General features: G+C 42.5%; 18 protein-coding genes, 3 tRNA genes and 1 riboswitch. Of the genes, 8 read left to right on the top strand and 13 right to left on the bottom strand.

Annotated features, from left to right (window positions below):
• Positions 1 to 165: 165 nt before the first annotated feature.
• The gene (locus DXX93_RS08855; RefSeq protein WP_116007787.1) at positions 166 to 1,521 is read left to right on the top strand and encodes a Fic family protein; all 1,356 of its coding nucleotides are present in this window, start codon (positions 166 to 168) and stop codon (positions 1,519 to 1,521) included.
• A 239-nt stretch (positions 1,522 to 1,760) separates the two neighbouring features.
• Here DXX93_RS08855 and dgcA read toward each other — a convergent pair whose 3' ends face one another.
• The 4 genes from dgcA to DXX93_RS08835 form a co-directional block, all read right to left on the bottom strand.
• On the bottom strand, positions 1,761 to 2,777 hold the full coding sequence (gene dgcA, locus DXX93_RS08850) for an N-acetyl-D-Glu racemase DgcA (RefSeq protein ID WP_258872632.1): 1,017 nt from the start codon (positions 2,775 to 2,777) through the stop codon (positions 1,761 to 1,763).
• Positions 2,777 to 3,784, bottom strand: a complete 1,008-nt coding sequence (gene dgcN / locus DXX93_RS08845; RefSeq protein WP_116007786.1) for an N-acetyltransferase DgcN — start codon at positions 3,782 to 3,784, stop codon at positions 2,777 to 2,779. The genes dgcA and dgcN overlap by 1 nt, the downstream gene beginning before the upstream one ends.
• 426 nt (positions 3,785 to 4,210) lie before the next feature.
• Positions 4,211 to 5,095: a LysR family transcriptional regulator gene (locus DXX93_RS08840; protein ID WP_116007785.1), complete on the bottom strand. Its 885-nt coding sequence runs from the start codon at positions 5,093 to 5,095 to the stop codon at positions 4,211 to 4,213.
• A 77-nt stretch (positions 5,096 to 5,172) separates the two neighbouring features.
• Positions 5,173 to 6,894: a Na+/H+ antiporter NhaC family protein gene (locus DXX93_RS08835; protein ID WP_116009890.1), complete on the bottom strand. Its 1,722-nt coding sequence runs from the start codon at positions 6,892 to 6,894 to the stop codon at positions 5,173 to 5,175.
• Positions 6,895 to 7,228: 334 nt separating this feature from the next.
• Between DXX93_RS08835 and DXX93_RS08830 the strand changes: the two genes are divergently transcribed.
• Complete coding sequence (locus DXX93_RS08830) at positions 7,229 to 8,380, top strand: M14 family metallopeptidase (RefSeq protein ID WP_116007784.1); 1,152 nt, start codon at positions 7,229 to 7,231, stop codon at positions 8,378 to 8,380.
• 411 nt (positions 8,381 to 8,791) lie between these two features.
• On the opposite strand, the gene DXX93_RS08825 is transcribed toward DXX93_RS08830, so the two are convergent.
• Both DXX93_RS08825 and DXX93_RS08820 read right to left on the bottom strand, forming a co-directional pair.
• A protein-coding gene (locus DXX93_RS08825; protein WP_374188926.1) for an IS630 family transposase occupies positions 8,792 to 9,821 on the bottom strand; the annotation gives its coding sequence in 2 pieces (ribosomal slippage) (positions 8,792 to 9,361 and positions 9,363 to 9,821; 1,029 coding nt in all).
• A 459-nt stretch (positions 9,822 to 10,280) separates the two neighbouring features.
• Positions 10,281 to 10,466 carry a hypothetical protein gene (locus DXX93_RS08820; RefSeq protein ID WP_116007782.1) on the bottom strand — a complete coding sequence of 62 codons (186 nt, stop codon included), beginning with the start codon at positions 10,464 to 10,466 and terminating at the stop codon, positions 10,281 to 10,283.
• Positions 10,467 to 10,785: 319 nt separating this feature from the next.
• Here DXX93_RS08820 and sbcB point away from each other — a divergent pair, with 319 nt between their 5' ends.
• Positions 10,786 to 12,231, top strand: a complete 1,446-nt coding sequence (gene sbcB, locus DXX93_RS08815) for an exodeoxyribonuclease I (protein ID WP_116007781.1) — start codon at positions 10,786 to 10,788, stop codon at positions 12,229 to 12,231.
• 104 nt (positions 12,232 to 12,335) lie between these two features.
• On the opposite strand, the gene DXX93_RS08810 is transcribed toward sbcB, so the two are convergent.
• Positions 12,336 to 13,202, bottom strand: a complete 867-nt coding sequence (locus DXX93_RS08810; RefSeq protein ID WP_116007780.1) for an NAD(P)-dependent oxidoreductase — start codon at positions 13,200 to 13,202, stop codon at positions 12,336 to 12,338.
• Positions 13,203 to 13,671: 469 nt separating this feature from the next.
• On the opposite strand from DXX93_RS08810, the gene DXX93_RS08805 reads away from it, so the two are divergent.
• Both DXX93_RS08805 and DXX93_RS08800 read left to right on the top strand, forming a co-directional pair.
• The gene (locus DXX93_RS08805; RefSeq protein ID WP_116007779.1) at positions 13,672 to 14,154 is read left to right on the top strand and encodes a glutathione peroxidase; all 483 of its coding nucleotides are present in this window, start codon (positions 13,672 to 13,674) and stop codon (positions 14,152 to 14,154) included.
• Between the two features lie 28 nt (positions 14,155 to 14,182).
• On the top strand, positions 14,183 to 14,623 hold the full coding sequence (locus tag DXX93_RS08800) for a MarR family winged helix-turn-helix transcriptional regulator (protein ID WP_116007778.1): 441 nt from the start codon (positions 14,183 to 14,185) through the stop codon (positions 14,621 to 14,623).
• 136 nt (positions 14,624 to 14,759) lie between these two features.
• Here the strand turns inward: DXX93_RS08800 and lysC are convergent, their stop codons facing one another.
• The gene (lysC, locus tag DXX93_RS08795) at positions 14,760 to 16,109 is read right to left on the bottom strand and encodes a lysine-sensitive aspartokinase 3 (RefSeq protein WP_116007777.1); all 1,350 of its coding nucleotides are present in this window, start codon (positions 16,107 to 16,109) and stop codon (positions 14,760 to 14,762) included.
• Positions 16,110 to 16,290: 181 nt separating this feature from the next.
• A riboswitch (Lysine riboswitch) is annotated at positions 16,291 to 16,477 on the bottom strand.
• A 432-nt stretch (positions 16,478 to 16,909) separates the two neighbouring features.
• Here lysC and DXX93_RS08785 point away from each other — a divergent pair.
• The 3 genes from DXX93_RS08785 (at position 16,910) to DXX93_RS08775 (ending at position 17,459) form a co-directional block, all read left to right on the top strand.
• Positions 16,910 to 16,986, top strand: a tRNA-Met gene (locus DXX93_RS08785).
• A 159-nt stretch (positions 16,987 to 17,145) separates the two neighbouring features.
• Positions 17,146 to 17,222: transfer RNA gene (locus DXX93_RS08780), tRNA-Met, on the top strand.
• Between the two features lie 160 nt (positions 17,223 to 17,382).
• Positions 17,383 to 17,459: transfer RNA gene (locus tag DXX93_RS08775), tRNA-Met, on the top strand.
• Between the two features lie 338 nt (positions 17,460 to 17,797).
• Here the strand turns inward: DXX93_RS08775 and DXX93_RS08770 are convergent.
• The 5 genes from DXX93_RS08770 to DXX93_RS08750 form a co-directional block, all read right to left on the bottom strand.
• Entirely contained in the window at positions 17,798 to 18,838 is a 1,041-nt protein-coding gene (locus DXX93_RS08770; RefSeq protein WP_116007775.1) for a hypothetical protein, read from the bottom strand.
• Between the two features lie 368 nt (positions 18,839 to 19,206).
• Positions 19,207 to 20,247, bottom strand: a complete 1,041-nt coding sequence (locus DXX93_RS08765) for a hypothetical protein (protein ID WP_116007774.1) — start codon at positions 20,245 to 20,247, stop codon at positions 19,207 to 19,209.
• A 371-nt stretch (positions 20,248 to 20,618) separates the two neighbouring features.
• Complete coding sequence (locus DXX93_RS08760) at positions 20,619 to 21,659, bottom strand: hypothetical protein (RefSeq protein WP_116007773.1); 1,041 nt, start codon at positions 21,657 to 21,659, stop codon at positions 20,619 to 20,621.
• A 126-nt stretch (positions 21,660 to 21,785) separates the two neighbouring features.
• Positions 21,786 to 22,055: a hypothetical protein gene (locus DXX93_RS08755; RefSeq protein WP_116007772.1), complete on the bottom strand. Its 270-nt coding sequence runs from the start codon at positions 22,053 to 22,055 to the stop codon at positions 21,786 to 21,788.
• Positions 22,056 to 23,096, bottom strand: coding sequence for a hypothetical protein (locus tag DXX93_RS08750; RefSeq protein ID WP_116007771.1), 1,041 nt, complete (start codon positions 23,094 to 23,096; stop codon positions 22,056 to 22,058).
• Positions 23,097 to 23,463: the final 367 nt, after the last annotated feature.

Here is a 23,463-nt window from a genome sequence, read left to right as displayed (position 1 = left end):
AACTATTCCGCTCGAAACTAAACTCAAGTATAAAAATTTAATTGTTACTTTTTTACTTTTTTACTTTTTTACATAAGCATAAAAACACAAAAAATCATATTTGAGTTGAATTGTTCTTAATTTAATATAAACTCGATTTATCAATTTTGTTTTTTCAGGTGTTTTATGGCACGGATAAGAACTCCCATTCCATTTAATAAATTAATGGAAGAGACGCTCCCGCAAAACTTTATTCATTTATTGGCAAAATATAAAGCCACAGATCCTAAAGGTAACTATCTTCACTGGGATAAGTTTAAGTGGAAGGTTGAAAAAGGTGATGATGAAACTGCTGCTTGGATAGCAACTAAGCTTTCTAGAAAAACTATTACTAAATACATAGAGCCCTTACAAGGAAAAAAAGAAAGAGAATTATTTAGTTATTGTGTGCCTGACTCATTATTCTCTCAGCTACATCATATTGATAAATTAACTGGTGGTGGTCATTCAATTGGTGATGGTTCATTTATTACTGCACGAGAAAAAGATCGGTATTTAGTAAAGAACTTGATGATGGAAGAAGCGATAACATCATCACAACTCGAAGGAGCATCCACCACAAGAAAAGTGGCAAAAGACATGTTGGAGAATAATAGAAAACCCTCTGACAAGTCAGAACAAATGATATTTAATAATTATCTGCTGATGAAAAAGGTAGTTGAAAGAAAAGATGAAGAATTAAGTATAGCTTTGTTATTGGAACTCCATGAAATAGCTACACACAATGCAATTGATAATAATGCAATACCTGGTGAAATTCGTAACGATAACGATATTACAGTTAAAGATATGTATAACGAAATCGCGCATGAACCTCCTTGCTATAAATCTTTAAAAGAACGGCTAACTCTTCTATGTGAATTTGCAAACCAATGTAATGACGGTGAAAACAGTGATAGTTTCATTCATCCTCTTGTGAAAGCTATCATACTTCACTTTATGATAGGTTTTATCCACCCTTTTGGTGACGGAAATGGTAGAACAGCGAGAGCATTGTTTTATTGGTTTATGTTAAGAAGTGGGTATTGGCTTTTTGAATACGTTTCTATTAGTAAACTAATACAAGAAAAAAGAAGTGATTACGATACTGCATATATTTATACGGAGACAGATGACTTAGATTTAACTTATTTTATTTATCATCAAACAGAAATTGTTAGAAAGGCTGTAGACGCTCTTCAAAACCATATTGAAGCTAAGAAAAGTGAGTTTTATCAGTTCATGGAATGGATTGAAAAAAGCCCACTGTCCAAGAAACTTAAACGTGCTCAGTTGGAATTATTAAAAGACGCTGTAAAAGAACCCGGCAAAATATTTACTTCAAAACAGGTATCAACAGATTTTGATATTAACGAGGGTACGGCTAGAACATATTTAAATGGACTTGTTGACGAAGACTTGCTTATTTCTACTAAGAGTAAAAAGGGTAAAACTATTCTTTATCTAGCCCCTCAAGGGCTAAGAGATAAATTGAAAATATAACAAGAGACTATGGTGTCAGTCGAGTTCTTTTTGAGCTTCACTGATATACCGCTACATGCCTTTACGTTACATCGTCCGAGAGCACGTAGATATTAAATGGACGAAAAAAAGCCCCATATAGGGGCTGAGACAGGAGAATTTCAGAAAAACTAAATGCTGGTTAGCCATTCAAAGTTAGTTCACTGCCAACCTAAACTAGATAAAAGGCCGCTAATTCATTAACTTTGCTAAAATGCCTGTTATTCGCCGTAATTTGCGCTAGCACCACCCCATAATCTGTGGTCAAGTGCCGACATCACGCCGCGATCAATATTAAAACCATATTCACGATCTTTAGCGACTAACACAGGGCCGTCTAAATCAACGTATTTTGCTTGTGATGCCAGCAGATAAGCTGGTGCCATCGCCAGTGAACTACCGACCATACAACCAACCATAATGTCTAAACCAAGTGCTTGGGCTTCTTGTGCAAGTGCAACGGCTTCGGTTAATCCCCCCGTCTTATCAAGCTTGATGTTAACCGCTTGGTAACGCGCGGCTAGATAGTCTAAATCTTTACGCGTATGGCAAGATTCATCAGCACAGAGCGCGACAGGTAAATTAATATCGATGAGATCGGCATCTTCACCCGTAGATAACGGCTGCTCAATCAAAGCCACATTGCAATCAGCCAGTAGTTGAGCATTATCAACTAGCTGCTCAAGGCTCCAGCCTTCGTTAGCATCAACAATAAACTGACTATGCGGTGATGATTTGTAAATTGCCTGCATTTTTTCAGCGATGTCTTGATTATCAAGCTTCACTTTAATCAGTGGGGGATGATCAAGTGCCGCCGCCGCTAGCGCCATCGCTTCTGGCGTATCAATACTCAAGGTTTGAGCAGTAATACATGACGCTGGTTCACTCAGCGACAACAACTGCGATACGGTTTTACCTGCTAGCTTGGCTTTCAAATCCCAGTAGGCACAATCAATCGCGTTCTTCGCTGAACCTGGTGACATAGCCGCTAAAATAAGATCAATATCAACACCGCTTGCTAACCGGCTTTGTACGTAATCTAACTGATTTGCAACACTGCCTATGGTTTCTTGATAGCGGTTGTAAGGCACAGATTCTGCGCGCCCTACCTTGCCATCTTGCATCAGCGTAACTTCAACCACTTTTGCTTCAGTTTTGGCACCGCGAGCGATGCGAAATACTTGCGCCAGCGGGAAGTCAATTTGTCGATATTTTAGGCTAATAGCGGCACTCATCATTAAAACTCCTGCTGTAGGCGTTCAACAATAGCGTCACAACCATCACGCACAGGATCAACACATGGTAGTGATAATTCTTCACTAATTTGCTGACAAATAGCACGGCCTTCTTCTACGCTAACACTTGATGTGTTAACTGCAATGCCCGCTACTTTAACGTTTGGATTGGTTAGTTTCGCGGCTTGTACGTTTAGTTCGATGGTCTCTTGCAAGCTAGGGAACTTAGTATTTGGTAAACCGCGCATATGGTGACGATTTAACGCATGACAAATCACCAATGCATCAGGCTGAGAGCCGTGCAATAGCCCCATACTAACACCTGCAAATGCAGGGTGTGAGAGTGAGCCTTGGCCTTCAATAATATCCCAGTGACCTTCACTGTTATCTGGCGATAATGATTCTGTCGCACCTGAAATGAAGTCAGAGATAACACAATCAATAGCAACCCCTTGCCCAGCGATCAAAATACCGCACTGACCAGTAGCGCGGAAGTCGACGTCTATGCCTTTGTCTTTCATTGCTTTTTCAAGGCTTAACGAGGTATACATTTTACCTACAGAGCAGTCTGTACCGACAGTTAACAAACGCTTGCCTTGACGCGGCTCTGCTGTACCTGTTTTGAATTCACCGTCGGGGTGGCGAATATCAAGCAATTTAACGTTATTGTGTTGCGCAGCTTCGGCAAGCGCTGGCACATCAGCCATTTTCTCGTGCAAGCCACTCACTACATCCATACCAGCAGCTAGTGCTTCTAAAATGTATGGGTGCCATTTAGGGTCTAATACACCGCCGCTGTTTGCAAAACCTAGTACAAATGTTTTTGCGCCTTTAGCTACAGCCTCAGCAATGGTGAGTTGCGGCAAGCCAGTAGTTACCTGACAACCTTCAACTTGCATTTCACCAATACAAAGCTCAGGTCGGAAGTCGGCCACGCCACGTGCCATTTTGATAGATAAGGCATCAGTTGCATCGCCAATGAAAAGTAAATAAGGGCCGACAATTTGCATATCATTTCCTTTAGCTAAGTAATTCAAAATTTTAAAACTTGAAATCAGCTTAGAGTGTGTCTGCCATTTTGAAAAATAGCGTCTGTTTCCGCTCTCATAACTTGAGGTTATACAAAATTTGTACAATCAAAGAGGCCAACGGTTATCAATGACTCCTTTCACAACCAATTGAGCATGTGATGATTAAAAACCTTATAAAAATCAACGTGAACCGCAAGCTAGCGTATAAAAAGAAAGGTATCCAATAACAATCACAAAAGGTTTGAAAAAGGCAGAGAATGAGCGAGTCGTTAGCATGAATTTGCCAGAACATAACAGCGTCCATAACCTCTGATCATTAATTATGGGAGCCAAAGGTGATGAAAACAAACCGGGAAAAGTGTTCTTTTCCCGAGTTTTTTAAAACTACTAGAGTAAAAACAGCAGCTAAATACGTTGAATCTGTTGAATGAGGAATTGCATAAAGTCGTCTGCCGCCACCGATAAACGGCGGTTTTCTAAATGCAACATGCTGACATTAAACGACAAGCTTGGATTGAACGATGCATACGCCACATCTTCCATCGCGTTGCCGTAAGCCGTGTATTTATCAACAACACACACACCAGCGCCATTGGCAACCATACGCGCAGCAATAAAATATGTTTGAACTTTTATCGTCGATTGCAGCTTGATATTTTCCTTCATCATGCGCTTCCACAGTTGGTCACCTAATGGACCACTGTCGCTGATATCAATAAACGGCAGGCCTTTTAAATCGGTCAAACTCAAAGATGTTGGCTGCTCTGGAAACAGGGATTTGGGATACATCACCACCAATTCTGATTGATCACACACGGTTTCAACCACACCGGCCATCGCCGTGGGCGAGAAGACCACAGCAATATCACATTTATGCTCGTACAGCGATTGCATAACTTCGTCGTTATGAACCGTTTGTACCTGAAAATTTACTTTCGGATGCACCTTTTGAAAGTCAGCAATAGCCACAGGTAGAGCGTCAAACCCAAGGGCGGGCGTTACCGCAATACTAATATTGCCATATTCCGATTTTTTGATGTTCTCTGCGGTATTGTTGATTGACCGCATTTGCTGATAAATCTTATCTGCTTCGTCAAATAGCATTTCAGCTTCATTGGTAGGGATCAGACGCCCCTTCAAGCGCTCAAACAGTTGAAACCCCAATTGCATTTCAGCATGGGCTAATACTTTACTTACCGACGGTTGCGACACATGTAAAATTTTCGCCGCATTGGTAATTGAGCCTGTTGAATAAATGGCATGAAACACCTCTATATGTCGAAGTCTCATCTGCCCTCCTAATTATTATCTTTATTAACGACTTGGCAAAGCCGAGCAGTTGCTATTCATTGCACAAGGGCTGGCTGTTATGCCGCCAGCCACATCACGCATAATGTCCACAACGCACCAGCCGTTGCTGCCGCAAATGTTGCTGGTACAATTTGTGATTTAACATGATCCATTAAATCACAACCGGTTGTCATCGCACTTAATATTGTCGTGTCTGAAATTGGTGAACATTGATCACCGTAAATACTACCGTTAAGTACCGTTGCAAAACAGATCATCATGTACATTTCTGGGTGTGCAAGCATTTGGTGCTGGCTTATTGCCCAAGCAAGCGGCATTGCTAGTGGAAACGCAATCGCATAAGTGCCCCAACTAGTACCTGTTGAAAACGCAATCACCATGGTAATTAACTGCAAGGTGATGGGGAGCGCCCAATAAGGTAACTGCTCGCCCAATAAAGACACTAAATACAACCCGCCGCCGGTTTCTTTGCTCATAAAGCCAATAATCACCGCCATCATGAGAATCACCGAGGCAAACACCACGCCTTTTAGGCCAAGGTTTAAACCGTCCATCACATTTTTAAGGCTCATGCCTTTTAACAGCGCCATGCCAATCGCTAGCATTAATGCTGCGCCAAATGCCCAGTTTACTTTTGGCGAGCCAATGAAAATAAACGTGAAAATCGCAATACCAATTAAAGTCACCAAAGGGAAAATAAATTCAAAGTAATGTGGTCGGTAACCCTCAGGTACTGCGCTACCTTGCAACTCTTTAGCGCTTAACGGCTGAGCGTTAGGCGCGTCTAGTTGCCCTGTTGTGTTGGCGCGATGATGTGCTTCGCGAATTCTTCGACCTGAAAACGTTGTGATATTTAAACTGAGCAGCAAGGTGCCTAGCACCGCCAAAATACCGTAAAAACTAAACGGCACACTGCTGAAAAAGAAGTCGAGACGATCAGCCTCGGTTGCCAAAAACGCCACGCCAGGCACAAAAATTAGCGCTTGAATGTAAGCCGGCCAAGCATTAAAAGCTAATACAGCAGCAATCGGTGAAGCCGTCGAATCGACGATGTAACTCATTTCTTCGTGACTAACTTTTGCTTTATCGGCCAAAGGTCTTACCGTGGTACCAACAAGTACAGTACTCATGGTTCCCCCTTGGAAAAACAACACACCTAAGCACCATGACACCAGTTTTGCCGAGCGTTGCCCGCGCACAAACTTTCGCGTCATCATATCCGCGAAGGCTTGCGCTGCACCTGTTTTCGCCCAAACCCCTAACAAGCCCCCAAGTAACCAAAGGTACAGCAATAAGAGCGCAGCACTGCCCTCTTTGGCAAGTTGCGGAATAATTACACTGTCGGTAATGTCATACTCCCCGAGCATTAATGCACCGGTAATAATGCCAGTAAATAATGCACTGAGCGGCTCTTTGGTGATAAGGCACAAAGCAACGGTAATAAGTGCTGGTAATAATGACCAAAAGCCATAGTGGAATGCGGGTTTAAGCTGCTTAATGATCCCCTCATCATCAATTACCCATTGCTCACTTAACGCTGGTTCAGTGACATTGTTGAGTGTGGCTTGATTGAGCACTGAATCGCGATACGGCACTAGGTCATCAATAATGACTTGCTTATCGCGATAAGTGTATGCATTTTGACCGTTGTCAGTTTGGTAGACTTCGTAAACTAGCGTTTGCTCTAACCAAGTTTTAGGCACAAATTGGCTCACATAGATCGCAGAAATTAACCCCAAGATAACCACGAACAGTGCTGATTTGTTATAATTTCTCACACGCTTTCTCGCTGTTTTTTTGGTACACGTTTGTACCTGCGTTTTAGATATTATTTTAACGGTAGCAATTTTTTCCGCTATCGTACTGTAGCGAATCAGCCCGAACCCATAACCTAAGGTTATAGCACAACACTTAACAGTCAATTGTTAATTCTTCTAATTTTAACCAAGGTTAGCGGTATTACAGTTATCCTGCCCAAATTAGCGATTTGAGCTGCCAACTGTTTATTAAACATACACCCCGTCATCTTGTTCTTCGATAAAACGCAGTAATATGCGAGTATTTGATTAAAATCATGATGAATTACCAACAAAAACTAAAGAAGTTAAAGTTATGAAAAGAATCGTCACTTCTGCATTGCTCACACTTTTTGCGGCAAGTAGTTTTGCCTGTCAAAGTAACAAAATTCAACTTTTGAACGACTTTCCCAATGCGACATCAGACGCCTTAATGACAAATTGTGTGATTGACGAGCAAAACAAACGCATAACCGTAAAGTTATTACCTGAAAATAAGCCGATAAATAACAGCCCTTGGTACGCATTCCAATTGATCAGTGAGAAACCACAAGAAATAACGTTAACCCTAACCGTTGAAGATGGAACGCATCGCTATCATCCAAAAGTTAGTCACGATGGTGAAAGCTGGCAAGCCGTCGATTACCAAGTGGTTGATGATAAAATGAACGTCAAACTTAATATCGGCCCAAAAACTACGTGGATTGCTGGACAAGAGCTGATCACCAACCAAGATTATGTCGATTGGGGCAACGAATTAAGTCAATTTGAATTTATTGATCACAAGGTGATTGGCAAATCCGTTAAGGGTAAGCCAATCTATCAAATAATTACCAATCAACCTGCAGTAAAACAGTGGTTGGTTGTGCTTGGCCGCCAACACCCGCCAGAAGTCACAGGTGCAATGGCTCTTTTCCCATTTGTTGATACTTTGCTTGGCAACAGTGAGTTAGCGCGCTACTTCCGCCAGCAATACAATATTGTGATTGTGCCTAATATGAACCCTGACGGTGTTGAATTGGGTTTTTGGCGTCACAACGCCAATGGTGTTGATTTGAACCGAGATTGGAACAAATTCAAACAACCTGAGGTTATCGCGGTTGATAAGTTACTAACAGAGTTAGTGGCTCGCGGTGACAAGGTAGCGATGGCCGTAGACTTCCACTCTACCCATAAAGACATTTTTTATACCATGCCAAACGATTACGGTGTGCAACAGCCCTACTTGGTTAATAACTGGTTGAACAAACTAGACAGCCAGTACCCTGATTTTAACGTGATTCAAAAACCAGGTAACAACCCACAGATGGGCGTGTTTAAACAGTACGTTGCGGATAAATTTGATGTGCACGCGATCACTTACGAAATGGGTGATAATACTGACCGAAGTTTTATTGACAAACTCGCCAAAGATGCAGCCAATACGTTAATGCAAACTATGCTCAAAAATAACGAAAAACTGCATTAGTTGAATAAGTTATTGGCAGCTGCGTTTTAGCTCACACTTTTCACTATTATCTTCTAGCGTAAATCTAGTTATTAGGCACATTTGAACAACCTAAAAAGGCGATGCTTGTCGCCTTTTTACTTTTAGCAAGCCCTCTATTGCGCCGCCTACCCAACTACTGGACTTCTTTTCTCTATTTGCCTATCAGCTCTTTTCCCCTTAGCCAAGACAATCAAAACCTTGACCGCACCAGCTATTAGACACTTACAATCGTTTAGCTACATGCTTAAAAGGTAACCCTAAAAATTAATTGGCAAGCTTGCGAAGCTTTTCAGCGTATTACTTATTCTGGCGGGCTATTTAAGAGCACTAAATTTGAACGCCAAGTTAAAGAGGTAGATTTGAGCGCAATACTTATACCAATTGAAATAATTATCTGACCACTTTAATCCAATCGCGAGTACAAAGTTTTTTCACTCTATCAATATCCGAAATGAATGTGTTCCAAGCGACTGAAACCTGCTCTACTATTTCATCAAACCCGCTGAATACACGATTAGATAAACAGTGCTGGCGTAACCATTGCCACACTTGCTCAATTGGGTTTAGCTCTGGTGAATAGGGTGGCAACTTGATTAGCGTAAGATTAGAAAATGGACTAGCTGTATCCATTGTATGCCACCCCGCACCATCAATGATAACCACCGCATGTCTACCCTGAGGTGTAGCTTTGGATATTTGAGACAAGTGCTCTGTCATCATCGCTTTATTGACGAGCGGCGTAATTAGCGCTTCGGTTTGGCCTGTTGAAGGACAAACAGCACCAAATAAATAGCCATAGTCAAACTGCTGCTGCCTTACCACTCTGGGGCGACTCCCTTTCTTAGCCCATAATCTTGTCACTTGGTTTTGCTGTCCAAAACGCGCTTCATCTTGAAACCATACATCAATGTCTTCGGGCTGAACGTGCCATGGAGTGTTACGGATCGTTTCCAGTCGGAAGGTTTTTAAAAACCGCTTGGGCTTGTTCGGATTGCTTAGGATGCTTGGAGCGGCTCGTTATCCAACTAAATCCAAGTGCATGTAATAAGTGGTAAATATTGCGCAGTGAATAGGAGACATCAAATTTTTTATCGATGAATTTTTGAATATCTTCCCCAATCAGCCTGCCACCACTGTCTTTTTCGACATGAGATAACACAAATGCTGACAATTGGTTCAGTTGCGCTTGTGATAGTTTCGAGGGTCTACCTGTATTTACTTTGGTTTGCAGCCCTTTAAGCCCACCAGAGAGATACTTATTAACCCATTTATTAACACTACCGCGAGCAACACCAAGCAATTTAGCTATTTGTGCTCTATTTTGGCCGAGTGAAAAGTGATAAATGGCGAGCAATCTTATTCGGACTCTCGCATCACTCTCTTGTTGGGCAAGTTTTTTTAATTCTATTGGTTGATGCATGATGATCTAATCATTGAAAAATCATAACTATTAGATCACATGTTTATTTCAATTGGTATTAGATAGGCAATGCAGTAGTTGTGATAAACACTCTATACACTCAAAATCGGTAAACTTGATTAATAACGCAATACAGAATGGCTTTCAACTAAGTGCCTTCATGGCATAAGCTTGGAAAATAGTGTTAAAAGTTTGGCTTTCGTCGTATTAAATTGAGTGGCTCAACAGAAGAAAATAAAAGAGCAAACCACATTAATGTCGCTTGCTCTTTTGTTTGGGGATATCTTTTCTGACTTGGCTTATATAGGTTGGCTTATTTGACGTGCCTTATCTGGAAGTGCTCTAGATGGACAGCTTTCACAGACAGCCAACAGCCGCATCAGAAAAAGCAAGATTGTTGGTTATCACAAGCCTAAACTTGCAATTACTTTAGTTGATGCGTTACGTAAAAACGCAGAATTAGTTATAGCCCAGCACGTACTGTTGCGTCTGACCGCCAAGAAACTCAACTTGATATTTACGCGTTAAATCTTGTTTAACCACCTTAGATTTTGCCGAAACCACTTTCGGTAATTGCTGCAAGGTTTCGTTAATTTGATTAACAATGGTTTCTACGTTTGTGTTTGACGGTTGTTGTTGAGCCATGATATTTCCTGCCGTGTGCGCTTAGTTCAAGGTTAATATGCAATAAAGTTGCAACATTTAAAATGTACATAAATTACCCAACCCATAACGTAAAGCTATAGCTACACATCGAAAGATGACGTTTTTATTTCACTATTGACATGACTTATAGCAATAACTTTCAAGGCTATTCAAGTGATTAAGTCAAGTGAATAAGCCATTTCAGCGTTAACTATGATAAAGTGACAGCTATCACTATCGGTCAATCTACGCATATTCCACCACTAACAACTGTGGTAATTTTGACCATAACAGACTAAAAAACAACGATAATTCGCATATGACCAACCAGCCGACCATTCTTTGGCACGATTTTGAAACTTGGGGTGTAAGCCCTAAATATGACAAACCATCGCAATTTGCAGCAATTCGCACCGATTTAGACTTAAACATTATTGGCGAGCCGGAAGTTTTCTATTGCCAGCCCCCTGCTGATTATCTGCCCAATCCAGAAGCGGCTTTAGTAACTGGAATTACCCCGCAAAAGGCGATGTCTGATGGGCTACCAGAGGCTGAATTTGCCGATCGTATTCACGCACTATTCACTACGCCAAATACTTGTGTGGCAGGTTACAATAATATTCGTTTTGACGACGAAGTAACGCGTTACCTGCTCTACCGTAATTTTTACGATCCATATGCAAGGGAGTGGCAAAACGGTAACAGCCGTTGGGACATTATCGACATGCTACGCGCTTGCTATGCTCTGCGCCCTCAAGGTATTGAATGGCCGAAAATCACTGATGAAGATACCGGTGAAGAACGCGTCAGCTTTCGTTTGGAGCTATTAACGGCTGCCAATGGCATCAGCCATGAAGCAGCACACGATGCCATGAGCGATGTGTACGCAACCATTGCGATGGCAAAATTAATTAAAGAAAAACAGCCTAAGCTTTATCACTTTTTATTTGAGCTTCGCAATAAAAAACAGGTCGCAGAGCTAATTGACGTATACAACATGACGCCTGTCGTCCATACCTCTAGCAAAATATCTTCTCAACACGGTTGCACTAGCTGGTTTGCACCATTGGCTTATCACCCAACCAATAAAAATGCAGTGATAGCGATTGATTTAGCTCGTGATCCTTCACCCCTATTTGAATTAAACGCAGATGAAATAAAAACCCGTTTGTACACGCGTTACAGTGATTTAGCAGCAGATGAACTGCCGATCCCGGTAAAGCTGATTCATTTAAACAAGTGCCCTGTTGTTGCACCAGCAAAAACACTACTGCCGGAAAACGCAGCTCGGTTAGCTATTCCTCGTGAACAATGCTTAGCGAATTTAAGTAAGTTAAAAGAACACCGAGAAATCATCGACAAACTAAACCTAGTGTTTGCCCCAGACTATGACGACAGCGAATCCGTTGATGCCGAGCACGCCCTTTACGGCGGTGCATTTTTCTCAGCCGCGGATAAAGCACAAATGGCTGTGCTACATGGCTTAACGCCAGAACAGCTGGCACAACATCAATTTGAGTTTCAGGATGAGCGCTTGCCAGTCATGTTATTTCGCTATCGCGCCAGAAACTATCCTTACACGCTATCGGCAGCAGAAAAACAAAAGTGGCAGCAATACTGCCAAGACAAAATTCAATTTGGTGGTAAAGGGATACTCAGCGCCGATGAATTTATGATCCGCCTAGAAAACCTAGTGCACGAGCATGAAGATAACGCAGGGAAGATGTCGGTACTTAAAGCGCTTTACCAGTATTTACAGCAGTAAAATCGGTAACTTAATGAAAATTGAGCTGAGTGACATTGATGTGCGCTCAGCTCTATTCACTCGGTACTCGACAACAAACCTACATCTTTTGTTTTCAATACTTGCTACTTTTTATAGCGTGCAATCAAACTCGAGGTATCCCAACGGCTCCCCCCTTTTGCTTGAATTTCTTGATAAAAGCCATCGATCATTTCAGTCATCGGCAAAGCAGTACCATTTTTCTTCGCTTCGGCAAATGCAATGGCAAGGTCTTTTCGCATCCAATCAACCGCAAAGCCAAAGTCATACTCACCGGCAAACATGGTTTTATAGCGGTTTTCCATTTGCCATGAACCTGCTGCCCCTTTGGAGATAGTCTCAACGAGTAGGTCTGGATCTAAACCAGCGTTATCAGCAAAGGTGAACGCTTCAGCTAAACCTTGCACCACGCCTGCAATACAAATTTGATTCACCATTTTAGCAAGCTGACCACTGCCGACATCGCCCATTAACTGCGTAAAACGAGAATAAGCGGCCATCACAGGTTGCGCGTTATCGTAAACTTGCTGATCTCCGCCTAGCATGACAGTCAGCACGCCATTTTCTGCGCCAGCCTGCCCACCTGAGACCGGGGCATCTAAAAAGCCAACGCCTTGCTGGTTAGCAATATTTGCCAATTCTCGCGCAAGCTCTGCTGAGGCGGTGGTGTGATCAACAAGCACACTGCCCGGCGACATACCAGCAAGTACACCTGTTTCTCCCAAGCACACCAATCGCACATCGTCGTCGTTGCCTACACACGAGAACACAATCTCACAGCCTGAAGCTGCAAGTGCTGGTGTTTCAAAATACTCGCCACCAAATTCTGTTACCCATTGCTGAGCTTTGCTCGTGGTACGGTTATAAACATGTACCTGGTGACCCACTTTGGCTAGATGCCCTGCCATCGGGTAACCCATTACCCCTAACCCAATAAATGCAACATTTGCCATATCCCCTCTCCTTTAAAATTTACGAGCATCACTTCGATTGATTAAACCTCGACTTACCAAGCTTCAATTAATTACGATCTAATTCACCAAACGTCGATAGATCAGCACTGCTTTTTAATTATCTTAACTTTTTGGCTTTATCGGTATTTTTAAATCTGCCAATGCGACTTTCAGACTAACTATCTTATTGAATAGTCTTTATTAATTTCAATAAACATTTGGATGTCAAGAGAAATTAAAACGCATCATTTACACGGAAAAACAAAAACTTGCAAACAGATAAAGTCGATAATGGATACACTTAAAACGAGCGAATACTCATGTACCAAGTAAAAAGTGCTGTGTAGAATTTCTTTGTGTATTTTTAAATATCGACTGAACCTTATTATTTTATATTGCGTACAACTTAATATTGCACAATAATAAATCACAAAACTAAAGTTTAATTCACTAAAGATAAGGAACTCACATGACGTCAACCGTTTATGAATACAGCGCGGAAGATTACCGCGGCGAAGAAGTCTCGCTAAAGGAATACGAAGGCAAAGTACTACTGATTGTTAATACTGCGAGTGCTTGTGGTTTTACCCCTCAATATGAAGGACTGCAAAAACTCTACGATAAATACAAAGATCAGGGTTTAGAAGTATTGGCGTTCCCATGCAATCAGTTTAAAGAGCAAGAAAAAGGAAGCAACGAGGAAATAAAATCATTCTGTGACTTAAACTTTAATATTCAATTTCCTTTGTTCGCCAAAATTGATGTTAATGGTGGCAATACGCACCCGCTTTATCAGCACTTAAAACAAGCGGCTCCTGGTATTTTAGGTAGCCAAGGCATCAAGTGGAACTTTACTAAATTCTTGGTAGGTCGCGACGGTAAAGTGGTGCAGCGTTATGGCAGTATCACCAAGCCACAAGCCATTGAACCAGCAATTAAAGCGCTACTGTAGTCAATGGGCGAGGAAGTAAATAATAACAATGAGTGAGCATTTAACGCTAGAAAAGCAGTTGTGCTTCAGGCTATACAGCTTGAATAAAAACCTAACCAAGTTGTATAGCCCTTTATTAAAAAAAATGGGCTTAACTTATCCACAATACCTGGTGATGTTAGCACTTTGGCAAGTAGAGCAAGCCGTACCTATCAAAAAGCTATGTCAGCAATTAGACTTAGATACTGGCACACTCTCACCTTTGCTAAAACGCATGGAGCAATCAGACTTATTAACGCGAGAGCGCAGCCGTGAAGATGAGCGCTCGGTGAATATCCAACTAACCCCTCATGGCAGGGAATTAAAAACGCAAGCGGCTCAAATTCCAGAAACTATGTGTGCGTTAATGGGCTTGTCTATTAACGAAATACAAAGCCTGCAACAGACTTTAGACAACATGCTGGCAACCACAAAAGCAAAGCTAAAGTAATGGCCGTTAACTCGCTTTGCTTTATTCGCGATTTGAAACACAAGTATTACTCTGAGTTATCTACTGCTGTGCCTCAGCAATTGATAAGGCTATCAGCTGATTTGGTCACACTCCCTGTGCCGATATTTACCGTTATCTAAGCCGCGAATAGCGTATCGTGTAATTGCTCGACCACAGTATTTGCGTCTTGCTCGGGCACTAAAAAACATAGATTATTTGAACTGGCGCCATGACAGATCATGCGAATGTTAAAATCGTTAATTTTATCAAATACGCTACTGCCAAGGCCTTTCGTCGCATGAAGGTTATTACCGATCACAGCAACGAGTGACAAGCCATGTTCAACTGACACCTCACAAAGCTGCTCTAGCTCAGCCAATACGGTATTGTTAATCAACGACTGCGTGCTGCCAGTTGGGTTATCAAACGTTAAGGCCACACTAATTTCACTGGTTGTGATCAAATCAACACTTAGCTCGTGCTTCGCTAAAATCGCAAACACTTTTGCCAGAAAGCCACTGGCGTGAAGCATCGCCGGACTTTTCACTGTCACTAACGTCTGTTCTCTGCGCAGCGCAATTGAACGATAAGTGGGAGATGACGCAACTGACTGCTGAATAAAAGTGCCACCTTTATCTGGCTCTTTACTTGAGCCAACAAATACTGGAATATTTTGGCGCATCGCCGGGATCAACGTTGCCGGGTGTAATATTTTGGCACCAAAGGTTGCCATTTCTGCGGCTTCGCCAAAACTAATTTCAGGGATCGCTCGCGCTTGATCTGTAATTCTGGGGTCTGTAGTAAAAATTCCTACGACATCAGTCCATATACTCAAGCTAGTGGCATCAAGCGCTTCCGCAATTAATGCTGCACTGTAGTCAGAGCCGCCACGGCCGAGTGTTGTTGTATGCCCCAATCCATCTTGCCCAATAAAGCCTTGGGTAACAATAACGGCGTCTTGTGTGAATGGCGCTAAATGCTCGACCGCGTTGGCTTTTAACGCTTCAATATCAACCACGGCCTGGCCGTATAAACTATTGGTTTTCATCACTTGGCGAATATCAAAACACTGAGCGCTAACACCTAGTTCATTCAATACTTGTGTAAACAATGCCGAGCTTAACTGCTCACCAAAAGATAATATTTCATCGGCATTTTTTATGCTGTGCTGCTGTGCTTGTTGCTCGGCAATAACAGCCAACTCAACCAACTTTTGCTCAACAAATACCGTAAGATCATGAGTTTGTGTAAACTTTTCTACAATTTTCAGCTGAATGTCACGAATATTGGCAATGATCTCAGTACGCTCTGAAGCTGGCACATTTTCCTGCCCTAAACGCACTAAATGATTTGTAACACCAGCACTTGCCGAGACAACGACAACGCGATTTGCCAAATCATTTTTGATAATGGTTGCACAGCGGCTCATAGCCTCATGATTCGCAACACTAGTACCACCAAATTTTGCGACCGTAAAATTAGACATAAATCCCCCAATCACTTGCCCAGTCAGAAGATGAAATACGGCTTGAACAAGCCCAAGCGAGTATATGATGGAATTTATTGATGATGTTCATTAAAGGTTCTCCCTATATAGCAAAACACTATTTACAACAAAGGAAGAGCACGGCTGAGGATATGCTGTCGCATAATGAAGCAAGATATTTTCAGCCAGAAGCTCTCCACCTATTTAACGATTACCTCGTTACTGGTGACAGCCCTATGGATTCAACCCTAGTGACCGAATTTAGCTTGCCACTCAAACTAAATCCTCGGCGATAGTCCCCCTCACTAATGTTCAACGGGCAGTGACCCTCACATTAATTACCTGGCTATCGCTCCTCTTCTGGTGTTGCTGATAAATTAAAATACGTTAAAGTAAAAACTCAGCAACGGCTTCATTAAACCCTAATTAGATTTGCCAATCAACAGGCATTTAGATGTCTAAACGAAAAAATGTTAACTCTAAAACTGTATTTGCGCTTAACTAAAGGAGGTTTTAGCTCGCCGGATTAGCCTGTTTTGCGACGAATTGAGATATAAGAATGCGCGGGTGACTGCTCAAACTCGTTAAAAAACCAGTCATTTTAGAACAATTAACCACCCCATCGTTCACAATTACACCGAACAGTAAAAACATTGAAAAAAGCAGTTGCAAATCACAGGAAGTATCCTTAACATACGCCTCGCTTTCACAGAGATGAAACAAAACTTTGCTAATAGCAATCAAGCTTATTAACAAAGGTATGTCGCTGGTAACCGACGTAAAACAGTTACAATACTTGGCGCGGGATGGAGCAGCCTGGTAGCTCGTCGGGCTCATAACCCGAAGGTCGTCGGTTCAAATCCGGCTCCCGCAACCAATTTCTTTAGATGTTAGAAATAAAACAAACATTAACTGGTGTGTAAGACGACTAAGCTGTCGGGTCGCTTTTAAAAAACAAGGGCTCACACAATCAATTCTTCGTTATAGATTCAGAAGTAAAATAATCTTGGCTCGTTTACTTAGTAAACCATTCGGACGCGGGATGGAGCAGCCTGGTAGCTCGTCGGGCTCATAACCCGAAGGTCGTCGGTTCAAATCCGGCTCCCGCAACCAATTTCTTTAGATGTTAGAAATAAAACAAGCATTAACTGGTGTGTAAGACGACTAAGTCGTCGGGCCGCTCTTAAAAAAACAAGGGCTCACACAATCAATTCTTCGTTATAGATTCAGAAGTAAAATAATCTTGGCTCGTTTACTTAGTAAACCATTCAGACGCGGGATGGAGCAGCCTGGTAGCTCGTCGGGCTCATAACCCGAAGGTCGTCGGTTCAAATCCGGCTCCCGCAACCAATTTTTGTTAATGTTATCAACCACATTAAACACTAGCTGTTTTGTAAAAACGACCAAGTCGTAGGTTCCCCCTATCAAAAACAACGGCTTCTGCAATCAATTTCATTATTTCCAAGCTATATCACTAATTAATTTCTCCCCATTGGGATTAACCCTAATTATTTTATTAGCCTTAAACTACTTTTCTAAACTTTAGTACCAGCTGATAACTCAATATTAATTTCAAGGCCCGGCCTTTTAACGTTCGCAGCTCTTTAAGCGCTCGAAATACGGTCAAGTTGATTTTGCGCCCTTCGCGTTTTCATATCAAAATACAAAGAACACCTTGTTTCGAGCATTTACCAAACGTGCTCCCGATTCACTTGTTTATCATCTGGGTCTAGGTACGGTTTTATCTCTTCAGGAAATGGCTCGGTTTCTAATGCGTTTTTACCTAAGGTGTAATAATACTCGATGCTTTCATGCAGGTTTTCATTTACCGGGATACTGGTATCCATAAAGGCTAAGTAGCCTGCCCAGCTACCCTGATCAATTCCGCCAAATTGGGCGATAAATTCTGGGGTTTTAAGGTAGAAACGTTTGGGGGTTTTCATACAGCGGAACTTGGCGCTCTCTCGGGCGCCACCACCGCGCGCCGATTTGACCACGCCGCCGTGGTAACATTCGATATCTTCATAAGGAATATAAAACGAGCGGCGCCACCAGTTATGGGGGGTACGCACTAGCCCGGTATGGCGGTTAAAAATAAACTGGTCATAGGGCCTAAGTGCGCGGCGTATATAGGTCATGGCAATAAAGAGCAACACAGCAACGCCACTTCGCGTCCAATAATCGATAAAATCCCCAGTAGAAATCCCTGCGATAATAAATATTAAACTGAATAAAAAGCTAAACCCTTGAATAATATAGCTATAAGTGACAAAACCATTTAAGCGCCCCATAATCGCAATTTTGCCGTCACATCGGTTTCCAAAGCTGTCTCTCCTTTCGTGTAACACCCTATCCATCGGCTCGCCCCAGGTTTTACTTTTATACGGGGGCGAGTCTCTGAATTTGCAGCCGTTTAACGCTTCGGCTTTCGCTAAACGCTGTGCGTAACTTTGCTTGTGAAGGTAGTCTTTGGGTAGCTCTTTAAAATATTTTTTTTCGAGTATGTACCTCTTTCGATTTTTTCCACGTCTCCTGATCTCAGCAGCTTCCTCTGGATTTTCTTCGCGCCATTTTCGTAATCGCTCCTCTAAATGTCTGTCTCTCTCTTCTTTGGTTTCATTGTAATAAAAGTGTGAGCCGTCAGAGAGCATAATTTTTTCACCCTTGGGCTTATTTTCAGGCGCTGGCTGCTCGTTATCGGTAGTTTGGTTATTATCTGAGGTAGTCAAAACAATGTCTCGTGGTTAATCTTCAATAGTGACAGGTAATCTCAAACAATATGATCGTGCTCGTCGATTACCTGTTGCTTATGTGTCTATTAATCAAGTGCTTGTTAATTAATATGCAGCCATTAAAGGTGAGTCAATATTGACTTTTTGCTCAGGCTGACGGTACGACTGCTTATTGCCGATAAATGTTAGTGGTTATATTCCCGCTCATCGCTTTGCCAAAACCCATCCGGCGCTTCCCCTTGTTTGTAATAGCTCACCGGCAAACTAAAGTCGGTGTCAAAACTTGGTAGCAACAGCGCACCTTGACCTTCTGGGTAGGCGTTCAGGCTGGCTTTTAGTTCAATTTTTTAATCGGATTTAACCACTTACCAAACATGCTCTCGATTCACTTGTTTATCATCTGGGTCTAGGTACGGCTTTATTTCTTCGGGAAATGGCTCGGTTTCCAAGGCGTTTTTATCTAGGGTGTAATAATACTCGATGCTTTCATGCAGGTTTTCATTTACCGGGATACTGGTATCCATAAAGGCTAAGTAGCCTGCCCAGCTACCCTGATCAATTCCGCCAAACTGGGCGATAAATTCTGGGGTTTTAAGGTAGAAACGTTTAGGGGTTTTCATACAGCGGAACTTGGCGCTCTCTCGGGCGCCACCACCGCGTGCCGATTTGACCACGCCGCCGTGGTAACATTCGATATCTTCATAAGGAATATAAAACGAGCGGCGCCACCAGTTATGGGGGGTACGCACTAGCCCGGTATGGCGGTTAAAAATAAACTGGTCATAGGGCCTAAGTGCGCGGCGTATATAGGTCATGGCAATAAAGAGCAACACAGCAACGCCACTTCGCGTCCAATAATCGATAAAATCCCCAGTAGAAATCCCTGCGATAATAAATATTAAACTGAATAAAAAGCTAAACCCTTGAATAATATAGCTATAAGTGACAAAACCATTTAAGCGCCCCATAATCGCAATTTTGCCGTCACATCGGTTTCCAAAGCTGTCTCTCCTTTCGTGTAACACCCTATCCATCGGCTCACCCCAGGCTTTACTTTTATACGGGGGCGAGTCTTTAAATTTGCAGCCGTTTAAGGCTTCGGCTTTCGCTAAACGCTGTGCGTAACTTTGCTTGTGAAGGTAGTCTTTGGGCAGCTCTTTAAAATATTTTTTTTCGAGTATGTACCTCTTTCGATTTTTTCCACGTCTCCTGATCTCAGCAGCTTCCTCTGGATTTTCTTCGCGAAATTTTGCAAGTAATTTATCTGCATCGGCCAGTATTTCTGCTTCGGTACGATAATCATAAAAATAGGTGCCGTCATCGCGCATAATTTTTTCACCCTTGGGCTGATTTTCAGGCAATAGCTGCTCGTTATCTGTAGTTTGGTTATTATCTGAGGTAGTCAAAACAATGTCTCGTGGTTAATCTTCAATAGTGACAGGTAATCTCAAACAATATGATCGTGCTCGTCGATTACCTGCTGTTTATATGTCTGCCTATCAGTTAGGTGCCTGTTAATTAAAGTGCAGCCATTAAAGGTGAGTCAATATTGACTTTTTGCTCAGGCTGACGGTACGACTGCTTATTGCCGATAAATGTTGATGACCATATTCTCTATTATCACTTTGCCAAAACCCATCCGGCGCTTCCCCTTGTTTGTATAGCTCACCGGCAAACTAAAGTCGGTGTCAAAACTTGGCAGCAACAGCGCCCCTTGACCTTCTGGGTAAGCGGTCAGGCTGGCTTTTAGTTCAATTTTTTAATCGGATTTAACCACTTACCAAACATGCTCGCGATTCACTTGTTTATCGTCAGGGTCCAGATACGGTTTTATCTCTTCGGGAAATGGGCCCGTTTCTAAGGCGTTTTTACCTAGGGTGTAGTAATACTCAATACTTTCATGCAGGTTTTCATTTACCGGAATACTGGTATCCATAAAGGCTAAGTAGCCAGCCCACTGGCCTTGGCTAATGCCGCCAAAACGGGCGATAAACTCAGGCGTTTTAAGGTAAAAACGTTTAGGGGTTTTCATACAGCGGAATTTAGCGCTCTCTCGGGCGCCACCGCCGCGCGCCGACTTGACCACGCCGCCGTGGTAACATTCGATATCTTCATAAGGAATATAAAACGAGCGGCGCCACCAGTTATGGGGGGTGCGCACCAGCCCAGTGTGGCGGTTAAAAATAAACTGGTCGAAAGGTTCAAGGAAACGGCGCACATAAATCATGGCAATAAAGAGTAATGTCGCGATGCCGCTTAGCGGCCAATAACCAATAATATTTCCGGTAGTCAGTCCGGCAATGATATACATCAAGCCCAACCAAAAACTAAACCATTGAATAATGTAGCTATAAGTCACAAAGCCATTTAAGCGCCCCATGATGGCAATTTTACCGTCGCATCGGCTCCTAAAGCTGTCTCTTTTTTCGTGTAAAACTCTATCCATCGGCTCACCCCAGGCTTTACTTTTATACGGGGGCGAGTCTCTGAATTTGCAGCCGTTTAAGGCTTCGGCTCTAGCCAGACGCTGTGCATAGCTTTGCCGGTGGAGATAGTCTGTTGGAGGTTGTTGATAATATACCCCCGCGTCTATGTACTTAAATTGATTATCCACACGTAAAGCGGTAGCTGCAGCTTCCTCTGGATTTTCTTCGCGCCATTTTCGTAATCGCTCCTCTAAATGTCTGTCTCTCTCTTCTTTGGTTTCATTGTAATAAAAGTGTGAGCCGTCAGAGAGCATAATTTTTTCACCCTTAGGCTCATTTTCAGGCAATAGCTGCTCGTTATCTGTAGTTTGGTTATTATCTGGGTTAGTCAAAACAGTGTCTCGTGGTTAATCTTCAATAGTGACAGGTAATCTCAAACAATCTGCTCACGCTTGTCGATTACCTGCTGTTTATATGTCTGCCTATCAGTTAGGTGCCTGTTAATTAAAGTGCAGCCATTAGAGATGAGTCAGAATCGATTTTTCGCTCAGTCTTACCGTACGACTGCTTATCGCCGATAAATGTTGATGACCATATTCTCTATTATCACTTTGCCAAAACCCATCCGGCGCTTCCCCTTGTTTGTAATAGCTAACAGGCAAACTAAAGTCAGTGTCAAAATTTGGTAGCAACAGCGCGCCTTGACCTTCTGGGTAAGCGGTCAGGCTGGCTTTTAGTTCAATGTTTTCGTCAGTTTTAAGCCCCTTTCTGTCATAGGGCTTAACCACTTACCAAACGTGCTCGCGATTCACTTGTTTATCGTCAGGGTCCAGATACGGTTTTATCTCTTCGGGAAATGGGCCCGTTTCTAAGGCGTTTTTATCTAGGGTGTAGTAATACTCAATACTTTCATGCAGGTTTTCATTTACCGGAATACTGGTATCCATAAAGGCTAAGTAGCCAGCCCACTGGCCTTGGCTAATGCCGCCAAAACGGGCGATAAACTCAGGCGTTTTAAGGTAAAAACGTTTAGGGGTTTTCATACAGCGGAATTTAGCGCTCTCTCGGGCGCCACCGCCGCGCGCCGACTTGACCACGCCGCCGTGGTAACATTCGATATCTTCATAAGGAATATAAAACGAGCGGCGCCACCAGTTATGGGGGGTGCGCACCAGCCCAGTGTGGCGGTTAAAAATAAACTGGTCGAAAGGTTCAAGGAAACGGCGCACATAAATCATGGCAATAAAGAGTAATGTCGCGATGCCGCTTAGCGGCCAATAACCAATAATATTTCCGGTAGTCAGTCCGGCAATGATATACATCAAGCCCAACCAAAAACTAAACCATTGAATAATGTAGCTATAAGTCACAAAGCCATTTAAGCGCCCCATGATGGCAATTTTACCGTCGCATCGGCTCCTAAAGCTGTCTCTTTTTTCGTGTAAAACTCTATCCATCGGCTCACCCCAGGCTTTACTTTTATACGGGGGCGAGTCTCTGAATTTGCAGCCGTTTAAGGCTTCGGCTTTCGCTAAACGCTGTGCGTAACTTTGCTTGTGAAGGTAGTCTTTGGGTAGCTCTTTAAAATATTTTTTTTCGAGTATGTACCTCTTTCGATTTTTTCCACGTCTCCTGATCTCAGCAGCTTCTTCTGGATTTTCTTCACGCCATTTTCGTAATCGCTCCTCTAAATGTCTGTCTCTCTCTTCTTTGGTTTCATTGTAATAAAAGTGTGAGCCGTCAGAGAGCATAATTTTTTCGCCCTTGGGCTCATTTTCAGGCAATAGCTGCTCGTTATCTGTAGTTTGGTTATTATCTGAGGTAGTCAAAACAATGTCTCGTGGTTAATCTTCAATAGTGACAGGTAATCTCAAACAATCTGCTCGTGCTCGTCGATTACCTGCTGTTTATATGTCTGCCTATCAGTTAGGTGCCTGTTAATTAAAGTGCAGCCATTAAAGGTGAGTCAATATTGACTTTTTGCTCAGGCTGACGGTACGACTGCTTATTGCCGATAAATGTTGATGACCATATTCTCTATTATCACTTTGCCAAAACCCATCCGGCGCTTCCCCTTGTTTGTAATAGCTCACCGGCAAACTAAAGTCGGTGTCAAAACTTGGTAGCAACAGCGCACCTTTACCTTCTGGGTAGGCGGTCAGGCTGGCTTTTAGTTCAATTTTTTAATCGGATTTA

The sequence above is a fragment of the Thalassotalea euphylliae genome (assembly GCF_003390335.1).
Lineage (GTDB): Bacteria > Pseudomonadota > Gammaproteobacteria > Enterobacterales > Alteromonadaceae > Thalassotalea_F > Thalassotalea_F euphylliae_B.
The sequence above is the reverse complement of the archived record's forward strand: the minus strand, read 5'-3'. Positions and strand labels throughout refer to the sequence as shown.